Origin of the sequence: Paenibacillus paludis, assembly GCF_042610515.1 — a bacterium.
Lineage (GTDB): Bacteria > Bacillota > Bacilli > Paenibacillales > Paenibacillaceae > Paenibacillus_AQ.
In genome coordinates this window covers 91,856-109,079 of record NZ_JBGJZP010000002.1, presented here as the reverse complement: position 1 = coordinate 109,079, position 17,224 = coordinate 91,856, and the positions used below count along the sequence as shown (strand labels likewise).

The 17,224-nt window shown below is 51.3% G+C and carries 12 protein-coding genes and 1 riboswitch; of the genes, 9 read left to right on the top strand and 3 right to left on the bottom strand.

Going from position 1 to position 17,224, the window contains the following annotated elements:
- Positions 1-258: 258 nt before the first annotated feature.
- The 5 genes from ACAN56_RS03800 to ACAN56_RS03780 all read left to right on the top strand — a co-directional run bounded on the left by ACAN56_RS03800 (position 259) and on the right by ACAN56_RS03780 (position 6,524).
- Positions 259-921, top strand: a complete 663-nt coding sequence (locus ACAN56_RS03800; protein ID WP_342436271.1) for a stage V sporulation protein AA — start codon at positions 259-261, stop codon at positions 919-921.
- Positions 918-1,343, top strand: a complete 426-nt coding sequence (locus tag ACAN56_RS03795) for a stage V sporulation protein AB (RefSeq protein WP_038594622.1) — start codon at positions 918-920, stop codon at positions 1,341-1,343. Before ACAN56_RS03800 ends, ACAN56_RS03795 begins: the two co-directional genes overlap by 4 nt.
- A gap of 1,388 nt (positions 1,344-2,731) precedes the next feature.
- Positions 2,732-4,423 carry a spore germination protein gene (locus ACAN56_RS03790; protein ID WP_379141389.1) on the top strand — a complete coding sequence of 564 codons (1,692 nt, stop codon included), beginning with the start codon at positions 2,732-2,734 and terminating at the stop codon, positions 4,421-4,423.
- Positions 4,424-4,616: 193 nt separating this feature from the next.
- On the top strand, positions 4,617-5,951 hold the full coding sequence (gene lysA / locus ACAN56_RS03785) for a diaminopimelate decarboxylase (RefSeq protein ID WP_379140565.1): 1,335 nt from the start codon (positions 4,617-4,619) through the stop codon (positions 5,949-5,951).
- A gap of 141 nt (positions 5,952-6,092) precedes the next feature.
- The gene (locus ACAN56_RS03780; RefSeq protein ID WP_038594618.1) at positions 6,093-6,524 is read left to right on the top strand and encodes a peptidylprolyl isomerase; all 432 of its coding nucleotides are present in this window, start codon (positions 6,093-6,095) and stop codon (positions 6,522-6,524) included.
- Positions 6,525-6,660: 136 nt separating this feature from the next.
- Here the strand turns inward: ACAN56_RS03780 and ACAN56_RS03775 are convergent, their stop codons facing one another.
- Complete coding sequence (locus ACAN56_RS03775) at positions 6,661-7,416, bottom strand: YwaF family protein (protein WP_038594616.1); 756 nt, start codon at positions 7,414-7,416, stop codon at positions 6,661-6,663.
- Positions 7,417-7,776: 360 nt separating this feature from the next.
- Here ACAN56_RS03775 and ACAN56_RS03770 point away from each other — a divergent pair, with 360 nt between their 5' ends.
- Entirely contained in the window at positions 7,777-11,253 is a 3,477-nt protein-coding gene (locus tag ACAN56_RS03770; protein WP_379140562.1) for a collagen binding domain-containing protein, read from the top strand.
- 113 nt (positions 11,254-11,366) lie between these two features.
- Here the strand turns inward: ACAN56_RS03770 and ACAN56_RS03765 are convergent, their stop codons facing one another.
- Together ACAN56_RS03765 and ACAN56_RS03760 are read right to left on the bottom strand one after the other, a co-directional pair.
- Positions 11,367-12,857, bottom strand: a complete 1,491-nt coding sequence (locus ACAN56_RS03765) for a copper amine oxidase N-terminal domain-containing protein (RefSeq protein ID WP_379140560.1) — start codon at positions 12,855-12,857, stop codon at positions 11,367-11,369.
- A gap of 53 nt (positions 12,858-12,910) precedes the next feature.
- Entirely contained in the window at positions 12,911-14,275 is a 1,365-nt protein-coding gene (locus ACAN56_RS03760) for an MBOAT family O-acyltransferase (protein WP_038594613.1), read from the bottom strand.
- A gap of 193 nt (positions 14,276-14,468) precedes the next feature.
- Between ACAN56_RS03760 and mscL the strand changes: the two genes are divergently transcribed.
- From mscL to ACAN56_RS03745, 3 genes are all read left to right on the top strand, one after another.
- Positions 14,469-14,867, top strand: coding sequence for a large conductance mechanosensitive channel protein MscL (gene mscL, locus ACAN56_RS03755; RefSeq protein ID WP_038594612.1), 399 nt, complete (start codon positions 14,469-14,471; stop codon positions 14,865-14,867).
- A gap of 101 nt (positions 14,868-14,968) precedes the next feature.
- A riboswitch (FMN riboswitch) is annotated at positions 14,969-15,138 on the top strand.
- 223 nt (positions 15,139-15,361) lie between these two features.
- Positions 15,362-16,462, top strand: coding sequence for a bifunctional diaminohydroxyphosphoribosylaminopyrimidine deaminase/5-amino-6-(5-phosphoribosylamino)uracil reductase RibD (gene ribD, locus ACAN56_RS03750; protein WP_038594611.1), 1,101 nt, complete (start codon positions 15,362-15,364; stop codon positions 16,460-16,462).
- A gap of 72 nt (positions 16,463-16,534) precedes the next feature.
- Entirely contained in the window at positions 16,535-17,203 is a 669-nt protein-coding gene (locus ACAN56_RS03745; RefSeq protein ID WP_038594610.1) for a riboflavin synthase, read from the top strand.
- Positions 17,204-17,224: the final 21 nt, after the last annotated feature.

Here is a 17,224-nt window from a genome sequence, read left to right as displayed (position 1 = left end):
TGCGTCTGTCCAGCACGCTAGCCAGTCAACTGGTAGTTGATATGGTGCTTTTCCGATAGCGATAAACAATCGGAACTTATGCATTTTTTGGATACTAATCCGCAGGAACAGATCAATGGAAAGTGTTTCTGTGTGCTAAAGAGGCGATGCCTCAACTTGAATTCTGCTGGTCTGGAGTAAAAATAAGCCTTTTCTCCCATACTACCGTTATTCTTGCGTCTCATCCTGCTTTTCACGACAACAATAGGAGGTGTACGGATGAACACTTATTCGGCTCCCGCCATTTACATACAGCTTAAGAATCGGGTAACGGTGCCCAAAGGGAAAGGGGTCACGCTGCGGGATATCGCTTATTTAATCACCGAGCCGGAGTGGAGGGAGCCGCTGTATTCAATTCTGCTGCTGAAGCCGGCACAGAGTGACGGGAACCTCATTCTGATCGACCTGTTGACGGTTATCCCGCATATTCACGAATTGATACCGGGTGCTGACATCCAACCGATTGGCGAGGGGCGGACGATTGTGCAGATCGAAGGGCCGGTCGAAGCACGCAAACCTTCGGTTGCGCTGTTTGTGCTGGTGTGGCTGCTGCTTTTCTTCGGATCGGCGCTGACGATTATGAATTTTCATGCCGATGTCAGCATGCAGGAAGTTCATGTTCGCATCGTGGAGATGCTGACCGGACGGCGGGATGACCACCCCTATGTGTTCCAGATTGCCTATTCGCTGGGCATCGGGTTTGGCATGGTGATTTTTTTCAACCACCTCTTTAAGAAAAAATGGAATGAGGAGCCCACTCCGCTCGAAGTGGAAATGTTTCTTTATCAGAAAAATATCGACCATTATGTAGTCCACGAGGAGTATAGCAAAATGAATCGCAGCGGAAACGATCCATCAGGACCTAAAGAGGATGGAACATGACCGCGCCGATTACACTTGGACTGAATTTGCTGCTCGGAATCGCCGGGGGGATTGCGGTAGGCGGAGGGGTGATCGCTCTGTTTATCGTGCTTGATATGGTGCCCCGGCTGGCCCAGCTGACTTCCTCCTACGACAAGGTTCATTGGTATGAAGGGGCGATGATCGGGGGTTCTCTGCTTGGCACTATGAGTGATTTCTGGAACTGGCGGATTAGCTCAGGTCCTGTGGTCGAACTGGGAGTTGGGCTGTTTGACGGGATATTTGTCGGTATGCTGGCCGCTGCTTTGACAGAGGTTTTGAATGTGCTGCCGATCTTGGCAAAACGTCTGCAAATGACGCATTATCTGTTTGGGCTGCTGATGGCCATGGTATGCGGCAAGGTTGCAGGCTCTTTGTTCGACTTCTTTGTATATCAACAGTAGAAGGGGGTTATGGAGTGGTAAGGTATATTCACAGCGGTGATCAGGTAAATGATAAAAAAACAAAAAATCAGACAGCCGGCCCGGCTGCGCCGCAGGCCGGCAATGTTGGTGGCGGGACAACTGGAGCGGCTCCGGCAGACGGAGCTGAGAGTTATGCAATCCAGTCAGCGGATAATCTCGGGGAAGCTCATACGGGGACTGCCGCCCGGTCCGGAGAAGCCGAGGCTGCGGGCGAGTTAGGCGGATTGTTAGGCCGGGAACAAACGGTACCCGCTTCCGGTTCTGTATCGGCGGGCGCTACGGAAGCCGGAGCAACCGTTTCTGGAGATCATGGCCTGCAAGCTCCGGACAGAGCGGGTATGTCGAAACAGGAGGGGGCACCGGGAGGAAGTACAAGCGCATCCGGGGAACAAGAGGCACCACAGTCAGGCACAGACGGTAATATCGCCGCAGACGGAAGAGGTACCATTAGTGCAGCAATTGTTAGTGCAGCGGCAGCCGCACAAGCTCACAGCACGCAAGCAAATGACACAAAGGCCAGCGTAGAGGCAGATGGCGGTGCGGAAGCTGGCGGTGCGGAAGCAGGAGGGGGTACGTATGCGAATGCTGGGGGTGGCGCTGCGGACAGTAAGGGTAATGGTGAGACGGCTGGCGGCAGCAACGCGGATACTGGTGAGGCACAACCACAAGATGCGGAGAACTCCGGAAGCGGTGTGAGGGAGTTTTTTAGCACATTATTCAGTAAAGATACAGAGTTAGAAGTTACATCCGGCTCCAATGCCGGCAATCAGGACGTTGAAGCTTCAACTGAGTTCGGCACGGGGAACCAAAGCAAAGGTGATTCCGCTGCGCCTGGGGCGGGTGCCGGCAAGGGAACAAACAGCAGTGTGGACATTGGTGTGGACGCCGGAGCAACCGGGTATGGCGACCATGATCTGCAAGCCTCGGATGGAGCAGGAACACCGGATCAGGAGGGGAGCAACCCGCAACAAGTTGCCACGCCTTTGGCAGAGGGCAGTTCAGATACGGAAGCAAGCAGCGCAGCGGGAGAAAGTGCAAAGGGAGCTGGAGGACAAGTGACGGCGGCGAAGACTGGCGGCGATGCCCCTACGGCCGATACCGGCAATGCAGCAGCAGGCTCAGCCTCCACACCCGAAGCCGATAATGCAGCAGCTGAAGCGGAATCGAAAAGACCAGAGGATGACAGTGCAGTGTCCCCCGGCACAGCTGAGCCCGGGGATGAGACCGGCAGCCAGCCGCAGGATATGGAAGCATCAGATGAGCTGGGTGCAGAGGAGCCGGAGAGCGGCAAGAAGGGTTTTTTCGCCAGACTGTTTAGTGAAGAGCCGGATACTGAGGAAGATGCTGAGTCAGACGATGAATCAGGAATGGGGAGTCAGGCTGGAGCCGGAACTACGGCGGAGGCCGGGAGCGGGCAGCAGTCACAAGCGCAGACCCAGCAGCCGCAGAAGTCCAAAAAAGACAAGAAAAAAGCTAAGCAGGAGGATGCTCCACCCCAGGGGAAAATCGATCCGCTGCAATTAAAACGGGACAACGAACGCTCTGATTCGCTTGAAGAATCTATTATATACTGGCAGGGTAATGACAAAGTTTCACCGAACCTGGAGCATACCAAAAATACACTGACTGAGGTCATGGGGCTGGGTTCGTCTTTTGATATCGTGTTCAGGGAGATGTCCTTTGCCGGCCGCAAAGCAGCACTGCTTTGCATCAGCGGGTTTGCCAAGGATACGATTATTGACGAGATTCTGAAGCGGCTTACCTATCTGACACCGGAAAATGTCTCCACTGATGTGCTGGCCAGCTTCATGACTGAATACATCCCCCACGTGCAGGTGGAAAAAGGTGAGCTGCTGAGCGAAAGTATCAATAAGGTCTTGTCGGGAATGAGTGTGTTCTTCATTGAAGGCGAGACCCAGGTTATTATTATGGATACACGCTCGTATCCTTCACGGAATCCTGATGAGCCCTCTATTGAACGGGTGGTCCGCGGGTCACGGGACGGGTTCACGGAGACGCTGCTTAGCAACGTCGCACTGGTACGCAGACGAATCCGCGACCCCGGGCTGAAATACGAGATGCATCAGGTCGGCCGCCGGACGCGGACGGATGTCTGTGTAGCGTATATTGACGACATTGTCGATAAAACCCAGGTGAAGGCTGTCACCGATAAAATTAATAGTGTGGATATCGACGGAATCCCACTGGCGGATAAGCAACTGGAGGAGGCGATCGTCGGCAGAGGCTGGAATCCTTATCCGTTGGTCCGCTATTCAGAGCGCCCGGATACCGTAGCTTCTCATCTGCTGGAAGGCCGGGTCGTGATCTTTGTAGATACATCACCAAGCGTCATCGTCCTGCCGACCACGTTTTTTGATCTCTGCCAGCATGCCGAGGAGAACCGCCAGACTCCGTTTATGGGGACTTACCTGCGCTGGGTCCGGTTCATCGGAATCTTTGCTTCTATGTTCCTGTTGCCATTGTGGATGCTGATGGTCATTCATCCTGAGCTTTTGCCGAAGATGTTGGACTTTATCGGGCCGCAGAAGACAGCTAAAATCCCGCTCCTGGCCCAGTTCCTGATTGTCGAGCTTGGGGTTGACCTGCTGAGAATGGCGGCGGTGCATACACCGACACCCCTTGGCTCAGCCATGGGTCTGATTGCCGCTATTCTGGTGGGAGACATCGCCGTAAAGACCGGACTGTTCGTGAATGAAGTGGTGCTGTATATGGCGATAGCCTCCATCGGGATGTTCGCAACGCCGAGTTATGAGCTTGGACTGGCCAACCGGATTGTCAGGCTTGTGCTGCTGGTCGCCGTTGCTGCGTTCCAGGTGCAGGGCTTTATGATCGGAACCACACTGATCATCGTACTGCTGACCCTGCACCGGTCCTACAATTCATCTTATTTGTGGCCGTTTATACCATTTAATGCAAAAGCGATGGGTGAGATCATCCTGCGCCAGCCTGTGCTCAGCTCCAAAACAAGGCCTTCCTTCAACAAAACAAGGGATAATACACGAATGCCGCCTGTCCAGGAGAACGAGAAACAATCGTAGGAAAATACAAATCAACTGCAAATTAGTCCATTCTATGGTGTTCCCTCTGTCTGCTATACTGAATACACTAAACAGCCCCTTTAAAAGCGGAGTTCCTGCTCAAACAGTTATCTTTCAGGAACTCTGCGGGGCCTAATAACATACAATAGACAGGGTGGAACAAGACATTCCACAGAAATTGGAGGACTGAGTAATGTTTTTACACGGGACGAGCCGAATTAATGATGCCGGACATTTGGAGATCGGCGGATGTGATGTGACGGAATTGAAAGCGGAATATGGAACCCCGCTATATATAATGGACGAGCAACTGGTCCGGCGCCGCTGCCGCGAGTACATGGATGCGTTTACGGCCTCCGGTCTTGAGTTTCAGGTGGCCTATGCCAGCAAAGCCTTCTCCGTGATGGCGATGTGCCGGTTGGTGGATGAAGAAGGATTGTCGCTTGACGTGGTGTCGGACGGGGAGCTGTATACGGCGCTGCAAGCGGGTTTTCCAGCAGAGCGTATCCACTTCCACGGCAACAACAAAACGCCTGATGAAATTGAGATGGCGATTGATGCCGGTATCGGCTGCTTCGTAGTGGATAACCTGGTTGAACTCAGCCTGCTGCAGAGCATTGCCTCACGCAAGGAAGTAAAGGTGAACATCCTGCTCCGCGTTACGCCAGGGGTAGAAGCTCATGCCCATCATGCGTATGCTTCTACAGGCCAGACCGATTCGAAGTTCGGCTTTGACATCGGCAATGGTTCCGCTCAAGAAGCGGTAAGCCAGGCTTCAGACAAGGCCAATTTGCAGCTGCTGGGTGTGCATTCACATATCGGCTCGCAAATTTTTGAAACTGAAGGGTTCCAGCTTGCAGTGGAGCGGATTGCTGATTTCACCCGCAAGGTGAAGGAAGAGCTTGCCATTGATTTCCCTGTAGTCAATCTCGGCGGCGGCTTCGGCATCCGCTATGTGGATGGTGATACACCGTTGTTGGTATCCGAATATGTAGCGGCAATTACAGATGCGGTGAAAACGCATTTCGCAGGAATCGGCGGCAAACTGCCGCAAATCTGGGTAGAGCCGGGCCGCAGCATCGTTGGGGATGCAGGTACGACGTTGTACACGGTAGGAACCAACAAGGAAATTCCGGGAGTTCGCAAATATGTCGCCGTTGACGGCGGGATGACCGACAATCCGCGACCTGCACTGTATGAATCCAAATACGAGGCGCTGCTTGCCAACCGTGCCACGGAATCCAATGAAGAAACAGTCTCGATCGCGGGCAAATGCTGCGAGAGCGGCGATATGCTGATCTGGGATGTGGAGCTTCCGAAGGTGGAGAGCGGTGATCTGCTTGCCGTAGCCTGCACCGGTGCGTATAACTATTCCATGGCCAGCAATTATAACCGGATCCGCCGTCCGGCCGTCGTTTTTGTACAGAACGGCCAGAGCGATGTAGTGGTACGCCGCGAGAGTCATCAGGACATTACCGCCAACGATATTGTGCCGGAGCGCATCGCCAAGCAGGCTTTTGCGAAGTAGGTCTTCATCACCGCAAGGCTTAATGTGTAGAATAATTGGAGCAAGCGGGAGTGACTCCCGCTTGCTTTGCTTTGTGCGTGGTTTCATAGTAAACTAAGAAAAGTGTTCTACATCTGTTATTTCGAAAGGGGTCATTTACATATGGCAAAGCAAGCGAAAATTACACTTGAAAACGGCGGCGTAGTGCTGCTGGACTTGTTCGATCAGGATGCTCCAAACACCGTAGCCAACTTTGAGAAGCTGGCAAAAGACGGTTTCTACAACGGTCTGGTCTTCCACCGCGTTATCCCTGGTTTCGTAGCACAAGGCGGCTGTCCTAACGGTTCAGGCTCCGGTGGTCCAGGCTATACGATCAACTGCGAAATCAACCCGAACAAGCATGAGCGCGGAACGCTGGCTATGGCGCATGCCGGCAAGAACACTGGCGGAAGCCAGTTCTACATCTGCTATGCACCGCAGCCTCACCTCGACGGAGTACACACTGTATTCGGTAAAGTCGTAGAAGGCATGGACTATGTTGACTCTTTCCAGGGCCGCGACAAAATGACTTCGGTGGAAATTATCGAAGCTTAATTCAAATGAACTAAGGCGCGTCATACGCCCTTTACTGCTATTCATAAAGCACCCGGCTGGGATCCCAGCCGGGTGCTTTTGTGCGAATTTATATGCTTCACGCTATAAATTATCCGTTTCCACTTGGTGCACCGCTTCAAAGGATCCGGCTTCTACGCCGGTCCCGGAGAGCGGAACGCTGCGGCAGCCTGAAAAAGATCAGATACATCAGCAGAAAAAGAATAAAGGCAAACCCCTCTTCGACCAGCAGGTAATAAGGGTAAGGGCCGAAATAATCCAGTACGGAAAAGGTGCCGGGTTTATGCGCCAGGAACATGTAATTCGATCCCAGCAATGAATTTGCGGCATAGACACAGGCAGCGACCAAATTCAGGCAGAGCATGGTGAAGAAAAGCGAGCGCCAGGTTGGCCTATACCCTTCGACCCAGGTCATGTAGAGAGAGGCCAGAATAATCGCGCCATGGGCCGTAAAAAACAGCAGAAAGCGGAAATGGGGATAAGGATATACCAGGTTAGGCGTCAGCAGGGCGATAAAAGCTCCGCCAATGCCGGCAAAGTAGAGAAAGGAGTAGAGCCTCCGGCTGCGGGTAAGCAGCATAATGACGGACAAGAGCAATGTAATCCCGCATAACTCCAGCGGCAGCGAGGACTCCTTCTTCCAGATCCCCTGCGAAAAGTACCATACATGCAGTCCGGCTTCTGAAAAAAGCAGGACGAATACCAGCAGCAGTTTCACAAACCGGCGGATTGATGGACGGGAACGAAGTGCAAAACGCGACCAGAACAGCACCAGGCAAACCAAAGCCACAACAGCCAGAGCAGCCCAGTGTGACGGCGAAAACATACTGAAATCAGTCTCATGCCGCCGTGCGAAAAATGAGTCGAAGTTCACAGAATTCTCTCCTTAGGACCCGTGGGTTATTTTAACAAAAATAAATATTCGGAATTTTAACATTTTCTGATTCTAGAGATCTATACTTAGGTGATATAAGTATATAACGCTCAAGCCGACCAGAAAAGGAAGAGATTTCTGCAATGTCACATAAGATGGACGCAGGAAAACCGGAATACATAACTGGCTTGAGGCTTTTGAGTGTCATGACGAGGGGTACGGCTGCCATTTTATTTTGCATCATTGTTGACCGGGTTTTAGAGGCTGTTCCTGAAATCAAGCATGAATAGACAGAGAAGGAATATGCTGCAAGAGGGATAATTATCTCAAAATCAAATCAGAAACGGGGGCTTCCAGGGAATGTTGAAGAAGAAATTTAGTTTGTCCATTATGATCATTATGCTTTTTGTGCAGTATGCCTATGGTATTGGATTCACCTCGCAGGCTACGGCAGCTGGGATTGAGACTGAAAGAGATCTTATTACCAGCGTCTCCATGGCTGTGTATGGACCTGACGGCCAGACCGTTACGGACAGTGTGTATGATGTCAATTCCACGGTCAGTCTGGATTACACCTGGTCGCTTCCAAATGGACATGGTTACGTAGCAGGTGACACCTTTACGTTCCTGCTTCCTGAGCAGTTCCAGCTGTTTAATGACATCGGCGGCGCATTGGTCTCCGATGACGGGGAAGTTGGCAGCTTCACGGTCAGTCAATCCACGCATCAGGTAGTGATGACCTTTAACAGCTATATTGAGAGTCATGACAATGTGCAGGGAACACTCCGGGTCAATACGAAGTTTGACAAACAGAAAATTCCCGGCAGCGGGGTAGAGGAAATCCTCTTCCCTGTGAATGGCGGGACGCAGAAGGTTATCGTACACTTCAAGCCTGAGATCGGCTCGACCATCGACAAGCACGGCAGCTCCAGCGGCTACAATGCGACCAGCATTCAGTGGACGGTTGATGTGAACAAGAAGCTGGAGCATGTAGCCAACGCTACGGTCACCGACCCTATTCCGGCAGGGTTGTCCTTAGACAGCACGGCCACGCTTGCGGTTTACGAGCTGGCAGTCCAGCTTGACGGTACAGTGTCACCGGGTGCGCTGCTTGACAGCAGCAAATATTCTGCGGAAATCCTGGACAGCAAGCTTATCCTTCACTTCACAGATCCTGTAATCAGCCGTGCTTACCGCATTGCATACACCACGCCCATAGCTGTGGAGAATAAAAGGATTTTCACCAATACAGCGACGTTTACAGGAGATGGGCGCGATCCGGTCAGCTCCTCGGCAACGGTAACTGTTGAGCGCGGCGGAACACTTAAAAAATTCTCAACCGGATATGAATGGGGAAATCAGGTGATTTCCTGGGCAATAGAATATAACTACAACGGCAAGAACATCCCGCAGGCCAATGCTGTCTTATCGGATTTATTCGATGCTTCGCATGAGCTTGTAGCCGGTTCGGTTAAGGTTTATCCGGTAACCCTGGATTCAGCGGCTGTAGCCACAAAAGGCCCTGCCCTGATTGAGAATGTGGACTTTACTGTTTCTCCTATTACCGCTACCGGTAAAAAAGGCTTTAAGCTGCAGTTCACAAACGATGTATCCGCACCGCACCGTATTGAATATAAAATCAAGGCCAAAGACCGCGTGATCAAAGAAACGACGGTTATCAATTCGGTTACGGACAGCACGTATACTTATGATGCCAAACAGCTTGTCCGGCCTGCAGTCATCTATAAGACGTTATCGGGTGTAGACTACAAGAATAAAACGACAGATTGGAAAATTACGCTTAACGGTGATAATTACCCGATGAGCCATGTTGTTGTGAAAGACAGCTTCCCGGATGGCGGTCAGAAATTTGTTCCCGGTTCGCTGCTTGTAAGGGATGAAAACTGGCTGGTAGTGAGCCCTTCCAAGTATACGGTGACCTATGATTCACCTGTACAGCCGAACGCCGGATTTACAGTGAAGTTTCATTCACCGATATCCGGGTTTCATACCATCAATTACACCACCTTTTTCAGCAATGACTGGCTGACTGGAAGCACTGATGATTTTATTAATAAAGCACAGATTGATTGGATGGACAGTGCTGAAAATATCCAGTCAACTGTAGCGTTTGGAAAGTTCATTCCGCGTCCAGAGGTAAAGAGCAACGGGTTCAAGTCGGGTGTTTACAATGCAGCTGCCAAAGAAATTACCTGGACTGTGGGTGCGAACTACAACGGCAAGGCGATTACTGATCCTGTGGTAACCGATGTGCTGACTGCGGGCCAAACATTAGTTCCAGGTTCGCTTAAGGTTTACAGCATGAACATCGACACAAAAGGTGACTTTACAAAAGGTTCAGAACTTAGCACATCGGCGTATACTTACGCTGTCAGCAGCAGCAATGAGCTGAAAGTAGAATTTGCCGGCAACATCGGCGAGCCGTATATCATCGAATTCAAGACAACTCTTGAAGGCCAGCTTATCGACGCTACTGTAGTCAATACGGCTAAACTTCTGGATGGAACTAAGCAGGTATCGAAAGACTTGACTGCTTCCCTGAAGATCCCGCACGGTGGTGAATATATCTACAAAGATGGACTGCAAAGCGGCGATAAAGTAGATTGGAGCATCGCGGTCAACCGGACACAGTCGTTCGTGAAGAATGCAAAAATCATTGACGAACCAAGCTCTAATCAAATACTGCTCCAGGATTCCTTCCATTTGTATCCAACCGTTGTATCTGTAAACGGAGAAGTGACCAAAGGCGGACCGGAACTGGTGAAGGATCTTGATTATTCACTTAACATTAATCAGAATGCCAGTGGAAAGCAGAGCTTTGAGCTCAGCTTCTTAAAGGATATCAAGACAGCTTATGTGCTGGAATACAAGTCGCTGATCGTAGCGAATACAGGCGATAAGCTGCTTAATACCGTAAAATTCAACGGCAACAATGTTGTATTGGTCGAGAAGGATACATCCAAAGAGGTCATCGTGGGAGTATCCAGCGGTTCGGGCACAGGAAGTGGTGTCAGAGGTGCATTGATCGTCAATAAGCTGGATGCCGTAAACAAGGAGAAACCGCTGGAAGGGGCAACTTTTGAGCTATACCGGCTGAACGGAACAGAACGAGTGCTGATCAATACCCTGACTACCGACACTGCAGGCAAAGCGGCATTCAACAATATTTGGCTGGGCAGCTATGTATTGATTGAGACGGCGGCTCCAAAAGGATATGTGCTGGATTCCAAAGAGTATCCGGTCACAATCGGTTCGTCGGTGAGCGTGGGGCTGACTGTATACAATACAGAGGAGGTGCCGGTACCAACGCCGACGCCGACAACAGTGCCAACAACAGTACCAACAACAGAACCAACAACAGGTCCAACGACAGAACCAACAACTGGCCCGACGACAGAACCAACACCAGTACCGACAGTAGCGCCTGGCGGCAGTCCAACACCAGTACCACCGACACCAGTACCGACACCAGCACCGACACCGACAGTAGCACCTGGCGGAAGTCCAACTCCTCTTGTCATTATCGAAGAACCACAGATTCCTGCGGGACCGGGGGCGACGGCACAGGTTACACCTGCTCCGTCAGCTACACCTTCACCGACTCCGGGACAAGTGACAACGACTGATGATGACATCCCGCTTGGCGAAGTGGAGGTTGAGGATGATGAAATTCCGGCGGGTACAGTGACCGGTTCGGGCGGCCAACTGCCACAGACGGGTGAGAACAGTCCATTGCCAATCTATTTGGCAGGATTAGGATTGATTCTTGCAGGGTTCATTCTGAGCCGGGTATTCAGACGCAGAAAGCAGGAATAGCACCAGAGGCAGCTGAAAATTCAATTTTTCTGCCATAGCGCACGAAAAAAGAGCACACGGCGATCATCTGCCGTGTGCTCTTTTTCTTATTGGAATTACACAATCCACTGTAGTTATGGAGTAAGGATGTAGCGGATCCAGTTCCCCTTCTTATCGGTAGTGACATCCCAGCCCAATTGTTCGGCGGTAAAGGCGAGCGGGATCAAGACTTTGCCTCCGACGAGCAGCAGAGCGGCTTCCAGGTCTGTGCTAGTGCCGTCCACAAGCGCTTTACTGCTGCCGACAGTCATTGCAATACTGTGCCCGCCGGACCTGTGCCCACCGGACGTTAGCGTTACTGTTTTGCTGGTTCCATCCCATTCGACTTTAGCCCCCAGGGCAGGCCCCAGGTCTTTGGCAGTCAGCCACAGCTCCTTGTCCCCCTGGATCAGCCGGGTGGTATATCCCAGCTGCACTCCACCGAACTGAACGCTGCTCTGATAGAGGTTCCCGCTGAGGTCGGTAACGGCACTTTCCGCCTGGGACTGCAGCTTATTGTTAAACTCGTCGATGTTTTCATCTGTTACAAGATAATCCGGATTCTTCTCTCCGATGGCCTCTGCAATCCAGCTGTTAACTTCTTCGCTGTGATGGCTAAGATCCTTGTACAGATCAAGGTTGAACGTCCACTTCGATTCTGCCTGAAAATCATATAGCGACACATTATCGAACTGCCGGAATTGCTCGTACATCCATTTGCGCATCACCAGTTGATTGCCAAAGCGGATAGGATTATCAGAATTCCAGGCAACCTGCCTCATCACGCTGTAGGGAGGATAATAGAAGTAGAACTGCACGTCAGGATATTCCTTCAGCAGCGGCAGAATATAGGTATTGAAATGTGCCTGCAGCTGATCGGTGTTTTCCTCGTTAAGCCCGAAGTATAACTCGTTGCCACTGGCTTTCAGGTAGGCTTTGGTTACATATTGTTGGCCGAACTTAACTACACCGTTCCAATTGTTCAGATATTCCAGCTTTTTTCCGGGCTCACCGGTGAGTGTGCTTTTGAGGCTGCGCCAGAATAACTGCGTATACACCGAGGAATTGAACCAATACTTGTAATCGGTCCATAGCTTGCCGTCGTACAGATAATCGGGGAATTCTTTTGCCGCCTTTGTGGTTTCCAGCTTCAGGGAGAAATAATCCAGCCCCCAGAGGACCTGCTTTACTTTGCCGGTTCCCAGAGCAAGCTTGGCGATTTTATAGTGCTCATCGACAGTTGATCCCTCCATAGACAGCTTCATTGTGGTTCCGCCTAAGGTTTTGTCTACTTGAGAAGGCAGAAAGTTCTCGGTCATGGAAGTCCCGATAATAATATTGTTGTAATCATAGTTTTTGGCCAGCCCGGGATTCTGGTAACGTTCCTCCTGTGAGAAAACCGGGGTATACCATGAGGATTTATGATAGAACTGCAGCGGATCCAGGAATATGGTAAGAAGAGCGGCGAGAGCTGCGAACGAGAACAGAAACAGCAGGAATAAAGTCATCATTTTTTTGGAACGGGCATGCAATCCGCGTGGCTGTGCCGGGGTTTTAGCGATTTGAATATGGGGTACTGACATCATTCGAACCTCCTAAGCAAATAGTGTGAGCGAGTTTGACGGGATCGTTTACTGGATTAGAAGTTAAAATACAGGAACGGAGTGATACGGTTGAAGAAGAACAAGGAAATGACGAAGATCAGAGCCATGGCCATAACCGTCTTCCAGCTTCGCACCTGAATTTCTGTCTTGTGCCGCAGCAGGATCACGCCGAGCAGGATAACAATTAGGACGATAGCCCACTTTAAGCCGCTGACTGCAGAAGTTCCCAAACCGTTTATTCCGCTCATTCCTTTTAATAGTCTAAAGGCTATCGTAAGATTCTCCGCGCGGAAGAATACCCAGGTTACATTTATAAAGGCGAAGGTGAGTAGCCATGCGATACCCTTGGGCAATGGCGTACCCCGGCGTGCCCACAGCTTCTCTACCGCTTGCCCGACTCCGTGCAGCAGCCCCCAGAGTACGAACATCCAGCCTGCCCCATGCCATATGCCGCCAAGCAGAAAGGTAATGATCACATTACGGATGGAGATCCAGAAGCCCTTGCGGTTGCCCCCAAACGGAATATAGATATAATCCCTAAGGAAGCGGCTGAGCGTCATATGCCAGCGTCTCCAGAAGTCACGGATACTCAGGGCGCGATATGGAGCATTGAAATTTTGCGGCAGTACAATATTGAAGAGCAGGGCAATGCCGATCGCCATATCCGTGTACCCGCTGAAATCAAAGTAAAGCTGGAGGGTATAGGACAGCACAGCCACCCAGGAGTCCACGAAATGAGCAGCGGAGGTAAAGCCGTTATTGGCAAAGCCGGCCAGGGTATCCGCGATGATCACTTTCTTACCGAGGCCGATACTGAACAGCAGGGTACCCTTGAGGACATTGTTCCAGTTCCAGAGCTTGCCCCGCAGTCTGTCGAACTGAGGCATCATCTCCTTGTGGTGAAGGATCGGACCGGCAATCAGATGGGGGAAGAAGGTAACGAATAGTATGTAATTGACGAGACCGTATTCACGTGCCTGATGCCGGTAGGTGTCGACGAGATAGGCAATTTGGGTAAAGGTGAAAAAGCTGATCCCAAGCGGCAGCAGTAGGTGAAGGGGAGCCGCATTCCAACCCGTCAGCCCATTCCAGTTCGTGATGAAAAAATCGGCATATTTGTAGTAGCCCAGCAGCAGGAGATTGGCGCTTAAGCCGAAGATTAGCAGTGTGCGGGGGCGGGATTTTCCGCTGTGTATATACCAGCCAAGCGTGTAGTTGAACAGAATGGACAAGAGGATCAGCGGGATGTAGCGGATATTCCACCAGCCATAGAAGACCAGAGAGGACAGCGCAAGCCACAACTTGGCGTACTTAAACAGGCGGATGCGGTTTAGTGCAAAGTAGCCGGCCAGCACAACAGGCAGGAAGCCGAACATAAAGATGTACGAATTAAATAACATTTTGACCCCTCGTTTACAACAGATTTGGTATAACAATCACTTTAAGACTCAGTTCTAAAGACTTACCGGCACTAAATCTAATGATTTTCTTAAGAAAATTCTCCTTTCCGGGAGAACAAGGCCGGAGATTTATTGTCATCCGCAGGGGAAATGCTATAATAGTTTAAATTCGAAGTTTTGGAGGGAATCTGCAATGTGGAAGGAATTCAAAAGTTTTGCCATGAAAGGAAATGTGCTTGATCTCGCCGTTGCTGTCATCATCGGGGCAGCTTTCGGTAAAATCGTTACCTCCCTGGTCGCCGACATTATTATGCCACTGGTGGGGATGCTTAGCGGAGGGATTGACCCTTTGAAGAAGCTTAGCTTCACTTTCCGAGAGGCAACGGTGAACTACGGCTTGTTCCTGCAGGCAGTGGTAGATTTCTTTATTATTTCTTTTTCCATCTTTTTGGTGATTAAGCTGGTAGGCAAATTTAAACGCAAGGAAGTCGTAAAAGTCGAAGTGGTCGAAACCCCGGCACCAGATCCGGAAATTGCCCTGCTGACAGAAATCCGCGATTTGCTGCGGGCGGAAAAACAGAGTGAAATCTAGAAGTAGGTTACATAAATAAAGTAAATATATTAAATGCACTTGCTTTTCCTGCCGCTAAGTGATAATTTTGTTGTAGGCAAAACTTAATTCAATTGAATATATCAATCCTTCAGGGCAGGGTGTAATTCCCTACCGGCGGTGATGCTGCTGTATATGGCCGAAATGCCAGTATCAGCGCTTAGTCCGCTACCCGCTTCGTATGTTGCATACGGACGGTGGACCCGGTGTAATTCCGGGACCGACAGTATAGTCTGGATGGAAGAAGGAGAGATTGACGTTCTGTGCTTTGTATAGGCAGGCGTACTGCAGTGTTTTCGAATATTATGTGCGAACTTTCACAATGCCATGTTTGTGGCGTTTATTTACGCACCATTTTATTGGACTGCCGGTAAACTCTCGTATAACCTGTCTTGAACTCCACCTGGAGATTGAGACGGGTTTTTCTGTTTTGGACTGGAAGCATGAATACAAGGCAACGGGATTGGAGGCAAGGCATGGATACAATGAACGACCAGTTTTATATGGCGCTGGCACTGGATATGGCGGAAAGAGCACAGGGACAGACAGGCATCAACCCGGTGGTGGGCTGTGTTGTAGTGAAGGACGGCGCGGTGATCGGCCTCGGTACTCATTTGCAGCGCGGAACAGGGCATGCCGAGGTGCATGCGCTGAATATGGCGGCCGGCAAGGCGCAGGGAAGTACAGCATATGTGACCCTTGAGCCGTGCAGCCATTACGGCAAGACGCCGCCCTGCAGCCAAAGGCTGATTGATGAAGGTGTAGCTCGTGTAGTGGTAGCGTGTGAAGATCCCAATCCGCAGGTAGCAGGCCGGGGCATAGCCATGCTGCGGGATCAAGGGATCGAAGTTGAAGTGGGGCTGCTGCGCAGCCGTGCCCTGCGGCTGAACGAGAAGTTCATCAAGTACATTCTGACGAAGCAACCTTTTGTCACACTGAAGAGCGCCAGTACACTTGATGGCAAAATCTCTACCCGGACCGGGGACAGCAAGTGGATATCTAACGGGCAGGCACGGGAGATAGTACATACCCTGCGGCACCGTCATCAGGGAATTATGGTCGGCGTCAATACGGTTATTGCCGATAATCCTTCCCTGACCACAAGAATGGTGGTACCCGGACTCAACCCTGTCCGGATTGTGATCGATTCTTCGCTGCGTATCCCGCTGGACTCCGCCGTTGTTACCGACGGGCAGGCACCTACAGTTGTGGTGACTACAGAAGCAGCCGATCCGGTCAAGCATGAGGCGCTTGTGGCGGCAGGGGTTCAAGTCATCATCTGCGGCACGGGGCCGCGCGTGGATCTGCAAAGTGCCATGACTAAGCTGGGCGAGATGGAGATCGGCTCCATACTGCTGGAAGGCGGAGGCACACTGAACGGCTCCATGCTGGAGGGCGGACTGGTTGACCGCGTGGTGCTGTTCTTCGCTCCCAAGATCGTCGGCGGCGGGGCCGGAGCGGCCGGAACCTTCGAATTCCCGGGTGTCGGGCTGATGAAGGACGCCATCACGCTTGAGGGATTGGAAGTGGAAGTGCTCGGGGATAATGTGTGTATCAGCGGCACTCCAATCCGCTAAGTAACAGCAGATGCTAACAAAGCTTAAGCATATGCTTGCAGTGATCCTAACCAAACTTGTAGGAGGGGTTCTATGTTCACCGGCTTAATTGAGGAGATCGGTGTGCTGCGCAGTGTCTCCAGCGGAGGCGAGATGATGGTGCTGAATATCGGCGCTTCCCTCATTATGGATGACCTGAAGATTGGCGACAGTGTATCCGTCAACGGGGTCTGCCTGACCGCAACGTCTTTAGGCGACCATTATTTTACCGTCGATGTGATGCCCCAGACCTACCGCAACAGCAACCTGAAGGAGCTGCGGACCGGCGGCAAAATGAATCTGGAACGGGCAATGGCCGCCGGCGGGCGTTTCGGCGGGCATATCGTTCAGGGGCATGTCGACGGCACCGGCGAAATCCGGAGCGTGAAGCGTGACCAGAATGCGGTTGTGTTCGAAATTGCACCGGACCGCAAATCGCTGTTCAAATACATTATTCCTAAAGGCTCCATCACGATTGACGGCATCAGCCTGACGGTCGTAAATACGACGGCTGCAGCGTTTACCGTGTCGATTATTCCGCACACGCTTGGAGAAACTGTACTTACGCACAAACGCTCAGGCGACAGCATCAACATTGAGTGTGACGTGCTTGGCAAGTATGTGGATCATCTCCTGCATTACAGTGCGGGCGCAGGACATGAGGAAGATGAGAACAGTTCCCGGATCAGCCGCGATTTCCTGGCGGCCAACGGGTTTGTATAAATAAGACTAGGCTTACGGATA

Coding starts and splice junctions, on each gene's coding strand:
- ACAN56_RS03800 (WP_342436271.1), top strand. CDS start 259: ATGAACACTTATTCGGCTCCCGCCATTTACATACAGCTTAAGAATCGG.
- ACAN56_RS03795 (WP_038594622.1), top strand. CDS start 918: ATGACCGCGCCGATTACACTTGGACTGAATTTGCTGCTCGGAATCGCC.
- ACAN56_RS03790 (WP_379141389.1), top strand. CDS start 2,732: ATGGGGAGTCAGGCTGGAGCCGGAACTACGGCGGAGGCCGGGAGCGGG.
- lysA (WP_379140565.1), top strand. CDS start 4,617: ATGTTTTTACACGGGACGAGCCGAATTAATGATGCCGGACATTTGGAG.
- ACAN56_RS03780 (WP_038594618.1), top strand. CDS start 6,093: ATGGCAAAGCAAGCGAAAATTACACTTGAAAACGGCGGCGTAGTGCTG.
- ACAN56_RS03770 (WP_379140562.1), top strand. CDS start 7,777: ATGTTGAAGAAGAAATTTAGTTTGTCCATTATGATCATTATGCTTTTT.
- ACAN56_RS03765 (WP_379140560.1), bottom strand. CDS start 12,857: ATGATGTCAGTACCCCATATTCAAATCGCTAAAACCCCGGCACAGCCA.
- ACAN56_RS03760 (WP_038594613.1), bottom strand. CDS start 14,275: ATGTTATTTAATTCGTACATCTTTATGTTCGGCTTCCTGCCTGTTGTG.
- mscL (WP_038594612.1), top strand. CDS start 14,469: ATGTGGAAGGAATTCAAAAGTTTTGCCATGAAAGGAAATGTGCTTGAT.
- ribD (WP_038594611.1), top strand. CDS start 15,362: ATGGATACAATGAACGACCAGTTTTATATGGCGCTGGCACTGGATATG.
- ACAN56_RS03745 (WP_038594610.1), top strand. CDS start 16,535: ATGTTCACCGGCTTAATTGAGGAGATCGGTGTGCTGCGCAGTGTCTCC.